The organism is Flintibacter muris (assembly GCF_943192995.1).
GTDB lineage: Bacteria > Bacillota > Clostridia > Oscillospirales > Oscillospiraceae > Lawsonibacter > Lawsonibacter muris.
Genome location: NZ_CALPCP010000040.1, coordinates 1 through 12,969 on the forward strand (window position 1 = coordinate 1; position 12,969 = coordinate 12,969).

The 12,969-nt window shown below is 52.9% G+C and carries 15 protein-coding genes; 6 read left to right on the forward strand and 9 right to left on the reverse strand.

Features of this window, described 5'->3' with window-relative positions:
- Nucleotides 1-255 (forward strand): Fic family protein (locus tag NFS22_RS19190; protein ID WP_251319336.1); only part of this gene is annotated, 255 nt, incomplete at its 5' end.
- A 562-nt stretch (nucleotides 256-817) separates the two neighbouring features.
- On the opposite strand, the gene NFS22_RS19195 is transcribed toward NFS22_RS19190, so the two are convergent.
- Together NFS22_RS19195 and NFS22_RS19200 are read right to left on the reverse strand one after the other, a co-directional pair.
- Nucleotides 818-1,252, reverse strand: a complete 435-nt coding sequence (locus tag NFS22_RS19195) for a helix-turn-helix domain-containing protein (RefSeq protein ID WP_251319337.1) — start codon at nucleotides 1,250-1,252, stop codon at nucleotides 818-820.
- Nucleotides 1,249-1,461, reverse strand: a complete 213-nt coding sequence (locus NFS22_RS19200; RefSeq protein WP_251319338.1) for a helix-turn-helix transcriptional regulator — start codon at nucleotides 1,459-1,461, stop codon at nucleotides 1,249-1,251. Before NFS22_RS19200 ends, NFS22_RS19195 begins: the two co-directional genes overlap by 4 nt.
- A 445-nt stretch (nucleotides 1,462-1,906) precedes the next feature.
- On the opposite strand from NFS22_RS19200, the gene NFS22_RS19205 reads away from it, so the two are divergent.
- The 5 genes from NFS22_RS19205 to NFS22_RS19225 are packed head-to-tail and all read left to right on the forward strand — an operon-like array spanning nucleotide 1,907 to nucleotide 6,298.
- Entirely contained in the window at nucleotides 1,907-2,443 is a 537-nt protein-coding gene (locus tag NFS22_RS19205) for an RNA polymerase sigma factor (protein WP_251319339.1), read from the forward strand.
- Nucleotides 2,436-3,152 (forward strand): hypothetical protein, encoded by a 717-nt coding sequence (locus NFS22_RS19210; RefSeq protein WP_251319340.1) that lies wholly within the window; start codon nucleotides 2,436-2,438, stop codon nucleotides 3,150-3,152. Before NFS22_RS19205 ends, NFS22_RS19210 begins: the two co-directional genes overlap by 8 nt.
- Nucleotides 3,139-3,990: an ABC transporter ATP-binding protein gene (locus tag NFS22_RS19215; RefSeq protein ID WP_251319341.1), complete on the forward strand. Its 852-nt coding sequence runs from the start codon at nucleotides 3,139-3,141 to the stop codon at nucleotides 3,988-3,990. Before NFS22_RS19210 ends, NFS22_RS19215 begins: the two co-directional genes overlap by 14 nt.
- The gene (locus NFS22_RS19220) at nucleotides 3,987-5,132 is read left to right on the forward strand and encodes a hypothetical protein (protein ID WP_251319342.1); all 1,146 of its coding nucleotides are present in this window, start codon (nucleotides 3,987-3,989) and stop codon (nucleotides 5,130-5,132) included. Before NFS22_RS19215 ends, NFS22_RS19220 begins: the two co-directional genes overlap by 4 nt.
- Nucleotides 5,129-6,298: a hypothetical protein gene (locus NFS22_RS19225; RefSeq protein WP_251319343.1), complete on the forward strand. Its 1,170-nt coding sequence runs from the start codon at nucleotides 5,129-5,131 to the stop codon at nucleotides 6,296-6,298. Before NFS22_RS19220 ends, NFS22_RS19225 begins: the two co-directional genes overlap by 4 nt.
- Nucleotides 6,299-6,381: 83 nt before the next feature.
- On the opposite strand, the gene NFS22_RS19230 is transcribed toward NFS22_RS19225, so the two are convergent.
- The 7 genes from NFS22_RS19230 to NFS22_RS19260 all read right to left on the reverse strand — a co-directional run bounded on the left by NFS22_RS19230 (nucleotide 6,382) and on the right by NFS22_RS19260 (nucleotide 12,959).
- A complete protein-coding gene (locus NFS22_RS19230; RefSeq protein WP_251319344.1) occupies nucleotides 6,382-7,527 on the reverse strand; it encodes a hypothetical protein in 1,146 nt (381 codons plus the stop codon).
- A gap of 460 nt (nucleotides 7,528-7,987) precedes the next feature.
- A complete protein-coding gene (locus NFS22_RS19235) occupies nucleotides 7,988-9,466 on the reverse strand; it encodes a hypothetical protein (protein WP_251319345.1) in 1,479 nt (492 codons plus the stop codon).
- A complete protein-coding gene (locus NFS22_RS19240) occupies nucleotides 9,459-10,001 on the reverse strand; it encodes an RNA polymerase sigma factor (RefSeq protein WP_251319346.1) in 543 nt (180 codons plus the stop codon). Before NFS22_RS19240 ends, NFS22_RS19235 begins: the two co-directional genes overlap by 8 nt.
- 171 nt (nucleotides 10,002-10,172) lie before the next feature.
- Entirely contained in the window at nucleotides 10,173-10,910 is a 738-nt protein-coding gene (locus NFS22_RS19245; protein WP_251319347.1) for a zf-HC2 domain-containing protein, read from the reverse strand.
- Nucleotides 10,900-11,394, reverse strand: a complete 495-nt coding sequence (locus tag NFS22_RS19250; protein ID WP_251319348.1) for an RNA polymerase sigma factor — start codon at nucleotides 11,392-11,394, stop codon at nucleotides 10,900-10,902. The genes NFS22_RS19245 and NFS22_RS19250 overlap by 11 nt, the downstream gene beginning before the upstream one ends.
- A 144-nt stretch (nucleotides 11,395-11,538) precedes the next feature.
- Nucleotides 11,539-12,561, reverse strand: a complete 1,023-nt coding sequence (locus NFS22_RS19255; protein ID WP_251319349.1) for a hypothetical protein — start codon at nucleotides 12,559-12,561, stop codon at nucleotides 11,539-11,541.
- Nucleotides 12,558-12,959, reverse strand: coding sequence for an iron chaperone (locus NFS22_RS19260; protein WP_251319350.1), 402 nt, complete (start codon nucleotides 12,957-12,959; stop codon nucleotides 12,558-12,560). The genes NFS22_RS19255 and NFS22_RS19260 overlap by 4 nt, the downstream gene beginning before the upstream one ends.
- Nucleotides 12,960-12,969 lie beyond the last annotated feature (10 nt).

Sequence of the window (12,969 nt, forward strand, 5' to 3'; positions counted from 1 at the left end):
CTGGCGGAAGAGATAGCGGACTTTTACCACACGGTCAATATGCTGCATCCATTCCGGGAAGGCAACGGCAGAGCACAGCGGGTCTTTTTTACACAGTGGATTCGCAGCCTTGGGTGCGATTTTGACCTGAGCCCTGTGGATCCAGATGCGTTCATGATTGCCACGGTCTATGCGGCGCAGGGTGTTATGGATCAGTTGGTTGACTTTTTTGAGCAGACGATTGAGCGGCCGCAGATGGGAATGCGGATGAACTGACGATCTTGGCTTTGACGTTATGCTGGGCGGCAACTTGCTGCTCAGCATTTTTGCTCTCTGGGGTCTCTACTTTTATCTTCGCAGATTCTTGCACATATCCCCGCCGAAATCCGCCTGTTTTGCGGCGGCTGTAAGGACAGAGGAAAACCAGACCCCCGAGTTGACCCCAGAGGGTGAAAAATGACCCCCGCACTGACTCCCGTGAAATTCCGGAAAACCACCTGTGACAGCCACCTTGTGAAAAGGCGGAACATGGCGGTTTTCTCTCTGGATTTGCTGATACTGACCACCTGCCACAGCAAAAAGTTGAAATTCCGACCACCTATGGAAAAGCCCCGACCCGCTCTGCGGGGCGGTGTGGCTGGCCGGGGGGCGCGTAAGCGACCCCCGGCCTTTATCCTGCACTTTTTTCGACCCCCCGGCTCACCTGCCACTTTCGGTTATGCTAACTCCGCTGGTTGGCGCACACCGGCCACACGCTTTTGACACGGCGGCGTTTGCGATGGACTGCGGCTTGTTACCTTCCGGATAGCAGCGAGGCCACACAGCGGCGCACAGGCTGTCACGCTGAGTGCGCACTGTCACTGCGGAGCGCAAGTGCTTGTGCGACTCGCTGACGTTCAGCTGCCACATCCATCTGCGCCATCTGCTGTTCATAGAACTGATCCAGCGCCAGCTGGATCGGACAGATGGTGTAGAGCAGATTGCCGTTGCGCTTCAGGCCAGCCTTGGTGGTGACGGATGTGTTCTCTGTACTGATGAGCTGCCGCTCCTCCAACTCGCACACATACTTGCGGACGGTGTTGGCGCTCATCCTCACTGCTTTGCCAATGGTCTTGTAGCTGGGCCAGCACTGGTACGTCTTCCTGTTCTCACAGCAGAGCAAGTACGAGTAGACAGCCAGTGCGCCGGGCGACAGGCCCAGCAGGAATATCTCGTTGGGCAGCTGGAAGTAGTTCTTGACTGGATCATGCTTGGGCCGCGGTGTGTACTTCAATCTGCACCTCCTTGGGTGTGCTGCGACACCCACTCTGCGAATTTCTCTTTGGGCACTACGAGCCTGCTGCCGATTTTGAGAACAGGAAAATACGGTTCGTGCATCAGTTCGTACCCACTGGACGGTGAGATGCCCAGCACCTTTGCCACCGTTGCTGCGTTCAGGAACAGCGGCAGTTCGTCGTAGCTCCTGTAGCTGGATTCTTTCATGTTGCGCTTGAACTCCTTTTCTGTTGAGTCAGTTTTTCCTCTGCCCTTATGCGCTGACTCCCTCATCCTTCTACCACAATCTCTGATGGCTGAAACCGAACTCTCCTATAAGTGAGTTTACAAAATGTTTACCAATTCAGAGAGTAGCTCCCCTTATCCCTATACCACAACCTCCGGTGGCCAAAAGCGAACTTTTATTTTCCGTCCAAAAAAATCTGTGCTACAGAAAAAATCACCCGCCAGAACTGAGCCTGGCGGATGATCGTATCGGAAACTTTTTGGGTGATGATGAGCTGTATTTCTTTGTTTAGGCGAAGCAGTTTTTGAAACCTCGATACAAACCGTTAGGGCGAGGACCTCAACCAGAAATAAAAAACTTTTCTTTTTTCTGCAACGATGTTACCCTGTCATACGAATATATCAATAAGGGAAAGGCGGTGAGGCTATGGAGCAGGAGAGCAAGTGGATACGGAACATCCAGCGCAGCGGCTCCCGTCAGGCGGCGGAGAAACTGGTGGAGCGGTACTACGATGAGATATACATCTTTATCTACCGCCAGACCGGACACAAGGAGGATGCCATGGATCTGACCCAGAGCATCTTCCTTGCGGTCCTCCGGGCGCTTCCCTCCTACGACCCGAAGAAGGCCGCTTTCCGCACCTGGCTCTACCGTATCGCCGCCAACAAGGTCATCGACGCCCGCCGCCAGTCCCGGCCCATGACTACGCCGTTGGAGGAAATCGAACTGCCTGTTCAGGAGGACTTTGTCTCCCAGATTCATGACCGGGAGCTGCTGGAGCGGATTGAGGACTATGTGTCCGGGTTGTCTCCCTCGCTTCAAGCCGTGTTTCGGCTAAGGCTCTACGGGGAACAGAGCTTCGGAGAGATTGCCGCCGCCCTGGGTCAGTCGGAGCCGGCGGTGAAAAGCCAATACTACCGCCTTCTGGGGCGGATCAGAGAGGAGTTTGATCCACATGGATGAAAAAATCCCCATGCCCACAGGCGAGGAACGGCAAGCAGCCATCCGGCGCATTGTGGAGTTGAGCGGGGTAGAGCAGAGAGCCAGGCGGCGGAGTATTCCCCTGTCCGTGGTGTTTTTCGGGGTAGAGGACTGCCTGTTTCTCCCTGTGCTGGCGGCGCTGCTGTGCCTGATTCCAGGTGCGGCAATCGCACGCTTTGACCCCATGGCTCCGATGCTGTTTCTGTTTTCTCCCGCCCTGTACGCTGCCCTCCATCTGCTGACTGCCTGGAAAGACACAGCAAGCGGCGTCGCGGAGTGGCGGCGGAGCTGCAAACTCTCGGCCTGTACCCTTCTGGCTCTGCGGATGTTGGTATTTGGAGGTTTGGCAGTGATCGTGTGCGTCCCCACCAACATCCTGCTGTGGCTGACCTCCGGGCAGAGCTGGTCTTTGGCCTGGATGCTGGGCCTGTCCTTTTCCAGTCTGTTTCTCTACGCTGCTCTGACACTGTTCTGCCTGAGGTTCCGCCGAGGAATGGTGCTTCCCCCTGCTTTTTGGGGCGTAACCGGACTGCTTCTGCTGGTTTGGGAGCGGGGAGGTGAACTGCTGTTTCGGGTTCCCGTACTCGTCCTGTTTTTCCTGTCTGCCGCCGGGCTGGCATACTGTGTTTTGACTCTGGAGCGGATGCTCCGTTATCCCAACCGAGGAGGTCGTTTTTATGCTTACGGTTGAACACGTTACCAAATGCTATGGTAAATTTGCCGCCCTGGAGGACATCTCTCTGCAATTTACTTCTGGGGTTTACGGTCTGCTGGCTCCCAATGGGGCAGGCAAGACCACCCTCATTAAAATGCTCACCACCCTGCTGTTTCCCACTTCCGGGCAGATTTTGTGGGAGGGGGAGGACATCCACGCTCTGGACGAGGATTACCGGGGGCTGCTGGGCTACCTGCCACAGGAGTTCGGCTACTATCCCGGTTACACTCCCCGGCAGTTCCTGCGCTACGTTGCCGCCCTCCAGTGTATCCCCCGGAAAGAGGCTGATCGGCGGATCAGCGAACTGCTGGAGTTGGTGGGGCTGTCCGATGCGGAACACAAGAAAATGCGGCAGCTGTCCAACGGTATGCGCCATCGAGTGGGCATCGCCCAAGCCATGCTCAACGATCCCCGGCTTCTGATTCTGGACGAGCCTACCGCCGGCCTGGACCCCAGAGAGCGGGTGCGGTTCCGTAATTTGATCCACTCTTTGGCGGAGGATCGCATTGTCATCCTCTCCACCCATATCGTCTCCGACATTGAAACCATCGCCGGGCAGATCGTCATGCTCCGGGACCACAGGCTGTTCTGCTGTGACAGCCCGGCGGGGATCTGCGGCAAAATGAAAGGCCGGGTGTTCGAGGTCCCGGCGGGGACCGCTCTGGAGGAAAATCAGTTCCTCCTCAGTGAGCGGCAGGGGGAGAATGGAACGCTTCTACGTATCTTCAGCGACACCCCGCCCCAGGGCACTGTCCCGGTGACGCCCAGCCTGGAGGACGCCTTCCTCGCCATCTACCGGGAGGGGCAGGTATGAGGCTGCTGCGGTATGAGTGGGGCAAGCTGGCCCGCCTACCCGCCTTTTGGGGTGTGCTGGCTCTGTGTCTGGCCTTCAACTGTCTGCTCATTGGTAGCGGGGACCGCTGGCGGTGGGAGTGGAACGAAGCCGCTGCCCTGACCGGCGGGTTGGGCCAGCGGGTAGATACCGACTTTCTGGATGGGCTGCGGCAGCAACCACAGTCGGAGCATCGGGATTACCTGCTGTCCGCCGCAGAGGGTATGACGGACATCTATGTGGACTACGATCTGAAATCTCTCTCAGGCTTTTACAACGGTTACGTCAAAAGCTCCCCTACAGCGGCGGCTTTGATGGAGCGCAAATATGACCGACTGGCAGAGCGAATTGCCCATCTGTCGGAAACGGGGGCGGCTATGGACTGGTATGGCGGTCCGGCCAGCCACAACGTCCACCAGTTTCTCTACGGGGCCTTGATGCGGGCCATCCTCACCGAGGGGGCGGTGCTGGGGATGCTGTCCATGCTGTTCCTGCTGGGCTATGAAAACCAGCAGCGGACGGCGGCGGGGGTGTACGCATCTCGCACCGGGCGAAAGCTGTGCCACTGGAAGGTGCTGGCCGGGGGCATTTGGGCGCTGGCGATCTATCTGCTGCTGGCAGCGGTTACATTGGTCATGTTTTTGGTGTTCTGGGACTGGAGCGACATCTGGAGCGGTAGTGTATCCAGTCAGTTCAACTATGTCATTGATATGTTTGTCCGTCGCCCCTTTTTCACCTGGGCAGACTTTACCGCCGGGAGTTACCTCGTGTCGGTAGTGGGGCTGGGCGGACTGCTGACTGTGGTGTTCGCTCTGCTGGCAGCAGTCTGCGGGACGCTGGTACAGAATATCTACCTGTCCGCCCTGGCGCTGACCCTGCTGCTGTGTGGAGGTGCGGCGGCTCAGGCCCTCTGCGCCCAGGTTGGACTTTGGATGGGCTATGCCTTGCTGACCTTCCAACCGGTCAGTGTTTGGCTATATGTCAATGGCTGGTTTACCGAACTGGGCTTGAACGCTTTTGTTCCCTGGCAGGAGACCGTTGGCACAGGGTTGAGCCTGACAATTTGCGGCCTGGGGACTGCGCTGGCATTGAGGCGCTTTGGCAGAAAGGATGTATCAACATGAGCTTGTTTTGGCAGGAGCTGAAAAAGATCTGGCGGCCCGGCATTTTGGCGGGCATTGTTTTGCTGGGGCTGATCTATTATTACATGTTCCCCAGCTTCTATATTGAGCATTTTTCCAACGGTCCCTCAGCCCAGGACGAGTTCGATTTGTCGGTGGAGTGGGTGGCGCAGTATGGACCTACCTTGGAGCCAGAGGAGCGGGCAGAGTTGGACAGCAGGCTGGCGGAGGAGATTGCCATATTTGACCGACAGCTGGAGGAAATCCCCGAAGCCGCAGCGGTGGGTGTGACCGACTACAACAGCTTTCAGACTTTTTCTGGTCGGCGCGACCACGATGAAATGGAGATGCAAGCGGAGCGGAAGATCCGAAACCGCACTAACTGCGATACGATCTCGATCATCCAGCAGATGCTGGAGCGTTATGACGACCCAAGAGACTATCTCCGGCAGCATGACTATTTCGAGTCCTACACCCCACAAGAGAAAGCACAAATGCTGGCGGTAAACAGTTGGCCCAGGAGCCTCCTGAGCGGGTCGGTGATGGATTCCACCGACTACTATCTCAAGTATCTGGCCCAATGGACAGCCATAAGTGTCATTCTGCTGCTGTCACCCACCCTGGTGCGGGACCGGCTGCGTCGAACGAGACCCCTCCAGTGGGCCAGCCGGCGGGGAAGGAGGATTCTGCATACCCAGCTGGCGGCAGGACTGGTCTCCGCATTGCTGCTGAGTGCGATGAATATGACGGTTTACGCCATTCCGTTCTTGGCTCAGGGTCCTCTCGCGCTGAAAGACTGTCCCCTGGGCAACTCGGTCTGGGCCGTTGGAACGCCCTGGTTCAACTGGACTTATGGGCAATATCTGGCCGTTTTGGTCGGGATGGTGCTGGCCCTGGGACTGGGAATTGGTGCTGTGACGCTGTTCCTTTCCCGGTTCAGCGACAACTATGTATCTATGCTGCTGAAAGCCTTCCCGCTGTTTGTGGTCATGGGCGGGTTCTTTGCCACGTGGGTGGTGGGCGGCGCGTTCTTCTTCCGACCCACCTGGGATTATGCGGAGTTTTACGTGTCAAAAGGTGCGGAGGCGGTCTGCATCGCAGTGCTACTGATTGTGGGCGCGGCGCTGGCGGGATGGAGCTGTTTCAGGCAGAGAAAACTGGAGTGCTGAACAAATATAGGATGTGGACATTATGAGTATTGGATTATGCGACTCAAACGGACCTTTGAAAGTAGTTAGTTCAGAGGGAATTGTCATCTATCTTCAGATGGAAATTTTATTTCAGGATAATTTTCGTTCAATTTTTTAATTTGGTCGACATCCAACGAAAACTCCTGAATTATATTGCTGAAAAGTTCCAAAGAGAAATCGCTAATGCTTCGAAAACTTAACCCTAAACAAGCGATAAACAGCCCGTTCATAGACCAATTGCTAATATCTTTATCATTTTTGAATACAGATGACAATGGAGTGTATTTTTTCCCTTTTAACTTTGTCATCACAGTTTGAAAATAGATATAGAGTAGGTAGTGTCGATAATGCTCTAATTCCAAATATGTATTAGCCTGATGATATTCCTTTAGTGAAGTGAAAAATATCTTTCCATATACAATTTCAAAAATTTTTCGTTTAATTTTATATTTATCATATCCGCGAGCTATTCCAATAGTCCTCAATAGTTGCATTTCCGGGGTGGAGTGTCCACGGGACATAAACCAAGTGAGAGGGGAATGCAGAAGTATCGATCCTATAACTAGAAAAAAATTTTGTCCTAAAGAAAAGTGATTTTTCACAGAACATTTTATAAATTCAAATGTTACGCAAGAGTAGGATTTTTTTCGCTGAAAATAAGTTCTATCCTCAAATGCACAAAGTAAATCGAATTTTTCTTGCATTTTTTCTTGATAGTCAAATTCATATGGTGGGAACGCTTCAAAAACTTGACACATTTCAGTAATGCTTTTTATTTTGAAAGGTTGAGATATAGATAAATGTATTCCACACCAAAGAGGTATAGCAGAAACAATTTGAAGCAAATTTTGTATAGTATAAAAATTATTGTAATGTGATAGATGGAGAATCAAGAAAGCGCAGAACACATATATAAAATGATATTGGAATATCATCATAAATATATAATCACAAATTTTAAAGCGGAGTTTTGTGATTAGCGATAACTTTTTAATATCCTCAGTCAAATATTCCAAAAAAACAAAAGTAGTTATCAATAATAAAGCAAGGCTGTATGAAATACGGAAGATTTGAAAAAAGGCGGTCGCATATGCGAACAGATACAGTAAGAACATACGTTGGTTCTCCCTGAAGTTTGTATATGATATGACGGTAATACATGCTATGATATAAATCGCAAAAAGGTTACTGCTAAATAATTCTTCCACAACAATCACCTCACGCCTACTTGTACCTACATTATAGCATAAATTGTAAATAAATGTCGAATATTTTCTATCAGTTTCGTTGCAGAATTTCTCAATATCCTGATGTTGTTGTGATTCTGAAATATTGACACTATATTACCAGTCAAAGCCGAAAAGTTAATAAGTCATATATTAATACAAAACAAGTCCCTATTCGGTTTCGTGTTCTCGGTAGGGTTCCAACCGTTGTACCACAATAATTTAAGAGGCAATAGAAACGCAAAGGCGAATTGGGAGTGAAGCAACAGAGAAAAACGAAAAGATGGAACTTTTCAACCAAAAACAAACTTGCTGAAAAAAGATCACCCGCCAGAGTTGAGTCTGGCGGGTGAGTGCATCGGAAAATATTAGGGGTGATGATGAGCCATTCTGTATGAGTAGAAACGGGGCTGTGCCTTTTCGTTCAGAACGCCGAACGGTCTCAATATTTTTGGGGATCATACTGTCCTTCCGGGGCCAGCTGGCCCTCGGAGGTCCATTGGTACATCCGCCACTGCCAGCTTGGCGCATGGAAGCCGGAGGCCAGCAGTTCAGACGGCAGGGTGTAGGGGTACTGCCAACAGCTGCGCTTGTGAGCGGCGGTCACGGAGAAATTGTAGAGAGAGATGGCCTCCGGGAAAGTGGGTGTCACCTCCCAGAACAGGAAGCCTTCCGTGGGGCCGCTGACATCCTCCGGCAGAGAGAAGTTGGCGTAATAGCAGGGTGTTCCAGCGTTGTCTGTATCGAACCAGAAATCCAGCGGCGTGGTGTAAGCGTTCCCGGCACTGTCCTGCCATTTCAGCACTCCGTCCGGCTGGGTGGTCCAAGCCGTGACGCCCTGATAGTCCTGGGCGACCTGGATGCCCTCCATATAGCCGCCGGAGGCCTCATTTGGGTTCCAGCGCAGATAGGCCAGATAGACCGTGTGGAACCCATATTTCTCGTCCCGCACCGGGACTTCCACAGTGACAATGCTGGGCATCCCGTCTGGAAGATCGCTTTCGTCATTGCGATACCCCTCTTTTTTCGCTCCATAGGCCCCTTCAAACCGGGCCAGCTCACTGCCATCCAGCCGACCCAGAATATCCTCCGGGAAGCCCAGCTCCAGCAGCTCAGAACGGAGAGGAGAGTCGCTGGCGGTCGTACCATATACCTGCGTCTGGACACCGGCGGGCAGGCGGGAGAACAGCAGCGGCATAACGGCGATGATCAGGAGGTGGAGGCCCAGCCATACCCCCAGGGCCAGTCCATTGGAGACGGCCATGGGAGCGGGCTTCATGGCATAGCCCGCCTGATCCAGACTTTTGCCGATTCTGCGCAGACTCAGAATCAGGCAGATCCATAGAATCAGCAGCGGCCCCACCAGCAGCCAACCCTCCAGTCCAATGAGGGCCATAGGGATCAGCAGGGCCTCCAGGATGACCAGCCCTCCAGCGGCAGCGGTGCGAGGCTTCTGTCCGGCCTGATAGAATATTCCCTTCAATCCCTGCCACAGTCCGCCGACCACAAAGACCAGAACCATCTGGATCAGGACTGTCCACAGCGCATCGTAGAGAGGAACCGGGCCGGTGGTAGTGTTCCACTCCTGACCAATCAGACTGGCAAGCCAATGATCCAGGGGTGTCGCCTGGAACAACACAGTGGTCAGGCGTAGCAGGGCGTACAGGGTGGCACAGGCGTAGGCGAAGCGGAACCCGCTGTTCTCCCGCCGCAGGGGGGTCAGGCCCAGCCACAGCAGCGCCGTCCCCACCGCTGGCAGAATGGTGTTCAGGCCGAAAAAGTTGAGGGTGATGGTAATGAGCGCCAGCCCCCAGCAGATCTGGCCGATGGGCTTTTTCCACGGACAGGGGGGCTTTAGCTCGGACAGCTCGGGCGGCAGTTGGGCGGAGCCTTCATAGAGCAGACGGTCAAATTCATCCATGGAATACACCTCCCAGTTCCGACTGTAAATGCTTGCGGATGCGGTACAGCTTTCCCTCCACTGCCCGGACGGTCATGCCCGATTCGGCTGCGATTTGGGCGGTAGGCTGGTAGTAGTAATATTTGCGCAGGAACAGGTCCCGGTCCCTGCGGCCCAGCCGCTCAACCGCCGCCCACAGAGCCCGCGCCGCCTCCGCTTTGAGAAGGGACTGCTCCGGGCCGTCGGCGGTGTCCGGCATGGCCTTGTCCAGTGTACCGCCCTCCCTGCGGCGCTCATTCCCTCGGCGGCGGTTGAGAGCAGCGTTTCGGGCCAGATGGGTGAGCCAGGTGGTCAGGGCGGCCCGGCCCGGGTCGAAGGCGCCGATGGAGTCCCACACCCGGAGCAGCACGTCGGATAGGCACTCCTCCCGGTCCCGCTCGTCAGGGAGGATGGGGGCGATGATGTACCGAAGCAGAGGGGTGTACGCCGTCTGGAATTGCTCCATCGCCCCATTCTGCCGGTTTTGCAGGGCGTGAACCAGCCGCGTATCCTCCACGATGACTCCCTCCTTTTTCTTCGTATGTCCTACTATACACCGGAGACGGCAAAATCCCACAAAATTTTTTTGCAAAATTAAGAGCACAGAAAAACCTGCCCGCTCTCAATGGAAGACGGGCAGGCATCCAGTGTGGAACTATTCTGCTATTAAGTCAGATGGGATTTTATATCATTGTTTCTCCCCATATTCACAAATTATGGCGGCAATCTGGTCAAATATCTCCCGGTCGGTGTGATAGCTGAATGTGCCGTATGGCTGATCCCACACATCGACATGAACCTCGCAATCCTTGCCCACGTTGTAGAGTATGACATTTGCGACAGTTACATTGTCTTTTACCAGATCCAGAACGATTGAGCCCTCAAGCCCCTCCACCGATGTATCTTGGGGCAAAAAGGGGATATAGCTCAGTAGGTTACCCAGTTCCGCCCGGTAGGTCGCATCGTTTAGCACATCCATGACGACGTTGGTCAAGGTAGCACCGGAAGCATTGTTCAGCCACCAGATGTCGAGTTCAGGGGAACCGCTTTGAAAGGTAGTGTAGGTGTAGGTGCCCTTCACTCGATCCGGTTCAGTCACGCCGCTCACCCAGTCCCAGTTTCGGGGGATGAAGGTGTAGCACAGACAGAACACAACCACAGCGGCTAACAGGAACAGAACACAGGCGGTTCTAATGTTCTTTTTCCGCCGGAGTTGATCCTGACGCCGCTTGTACCGTTCCCACAGTTCCCCGTCCTTCTCTGCGGGCATGGAGATGGGAACGCGCATTTTCCGCAGTTCCTCCCGGCAAACGGGGCAGTCTTTCAAATGCTCCCGCACCAGCTGCGTGGTTTCCTCACTGGCTGCTCCGTCCTCATATAGAGGCAGCAAATCGTGGATGACACCACATTCAACCTCATATTTCATGTTCCGTTTCCTCCATTTGTGTCGTAATCTGTACCCTTGCCCGGTAGAAGGTCACCCGCGCCCAGTTGGCGCTTTTACCGAACAGCCGCCCAATCTTCTCAAAGGGCAGTTCTCCGAACACTCGCAGGGTGAATACTTCTTTGTAGGGTTCCGCCATGCTGTGGAGGAATTGGTGGATGGCAAACGCCTGCTCCTCGTCCTCCACCTGCTCCTCGATACGCACTCCCTCCGGCAACTCTTGGGGCAGCTCCTCCTGAGAGATGGTGCGCTTCTGGGCGCGGCAGTGGTCGTAGAACCCGTTTCGGGCAATGGTGAACAACCAAGAGCGGATGTCCTTGGAGCCATCGAATTTCTCAAACGCCTTGAGCGCCTTGAAAAATGTCTCCTGAGTAATCTCCTCCGCCAACGGTCCGTCTTGGGTCAGTCCCAGGGTGAAGCGGTACACGTCCCGGAAATACCGCTGGTAGGCATCCTCAAATTCCATGGCCGTTCACCTCCTTCTGCCATATTAACGTACAAGAGGGAAAAACGTTACAGACTTTTTTCATGGGGGGCGTGTTTTTGCCTGCCCGCTTTCTATGGGAGGCGGACAGGCATCTACTACAGGAGATTATGAGGAATAAGACTCCTATAATTTTTGGATTGAATACATTTCATCATATAATTCAAGCCTTTGTAAAATCGTATCCATAATCTGCTTGGTGCAGGGCATATCTTGACTCATAATCCTGATTCCACCACTGGTAGGATAATTCTCACCAGCTGCGTAGCGATTATCTATACTGATTATTAGATCTGATGCAGTGTGAAATCCAATGTATCGTGAAAACTCCCACGGATACAAAGTCTCTTGACCATTTATATCAAACAAATTGAATTTCTTAAATCCACTGAACCAGCACTCTTCAAAAGAAAATTCTTTTTCCAAGACGTTCAAAAAGTCAATAAGTGCAGTATGTCCTGGAGTTGCCCATTCTTGTGGGTATTTTACATAAAATTCAACTTTATGGCATTCATATGCCTCTGGGGAATAAGACTCTGCAAGATATTTGAAGGTCTTATTATTAAGTTTGGTGCTGTGGCTGGTTGCACTATAAAACATATATGAAAATGCAAAGTAAAATAGCAGACTGGAGAATGTGTCGCTGGTATAAGCAACAAAGTGGCCGTTCCTTTTGATAATTTGATCAGGAATTGTAGTGCTAGGAGAAAAGCCCCAGCCTTCTCCTGAGAACTGTGAGAGAGCAAAATGCCAATACGGTGGTTCGCTTGGTGATTCTTTTATTTCTTGTCCTCTGGTGGATCTATCTAATAAATCTTCAATCTCGTCCGCTGCGCCACAGGCCATTCTCCCATAGAATCTTGACATTTCATAAGTTAAGTACTCTGAAAAAAGTCCACCATCTGCTGTCCCCATTTCTTGCAAATACATTTTGTATGAGGCAGGCAGTGGCGTTCCGTATGTATGCATAACTAATTTTTCCAAATAGCGTATGTCTTTATCTGAATCTGGTTTTATTTTTTTGACCCACTCTGGATTAAAAACAGAGATACAATGTTTAATCTTTTGGAACAGTTCTTCCGCCGAGTTTGGAGGACAAGTAAATAATGGACGCAAACTATACCGCATTATTTTCACCACACTTTTCAATTATTCTCCTCGCACCACTTCGCAATCTCCCCAATCAGCTCCAGCGGGAGCGGCTTGCTGTAGGGGAGTTGGATCGTGCCCTTGCTGGTCTTGTACTCTGTCAGCCGGGCGGCAAACGCCTCCACAGCCTCCGGGCCGGGGTACAGGCCGACGTGCCGCTTGGAGGCCGCGAACTGGATCAGGTTGCGGCCCTTCCAGTAGGTGGGCATACTCCAGGAGATCTTCTCCCTGGCCTCCGGGATGCTGGCCTTGATAGCGGCGTTGATCTGCCGCAGATAGTCCTGCGCTTCCTCTGGCTGGGCGGCAATGTACTCCTCAATCGTCGCCGGAGGCTTCCCGCAGTAATGGCTCTGCTCCTTGTTTTTGAACGACCGACCGCACTTAGGACATACCCACATGGCTGCTTCC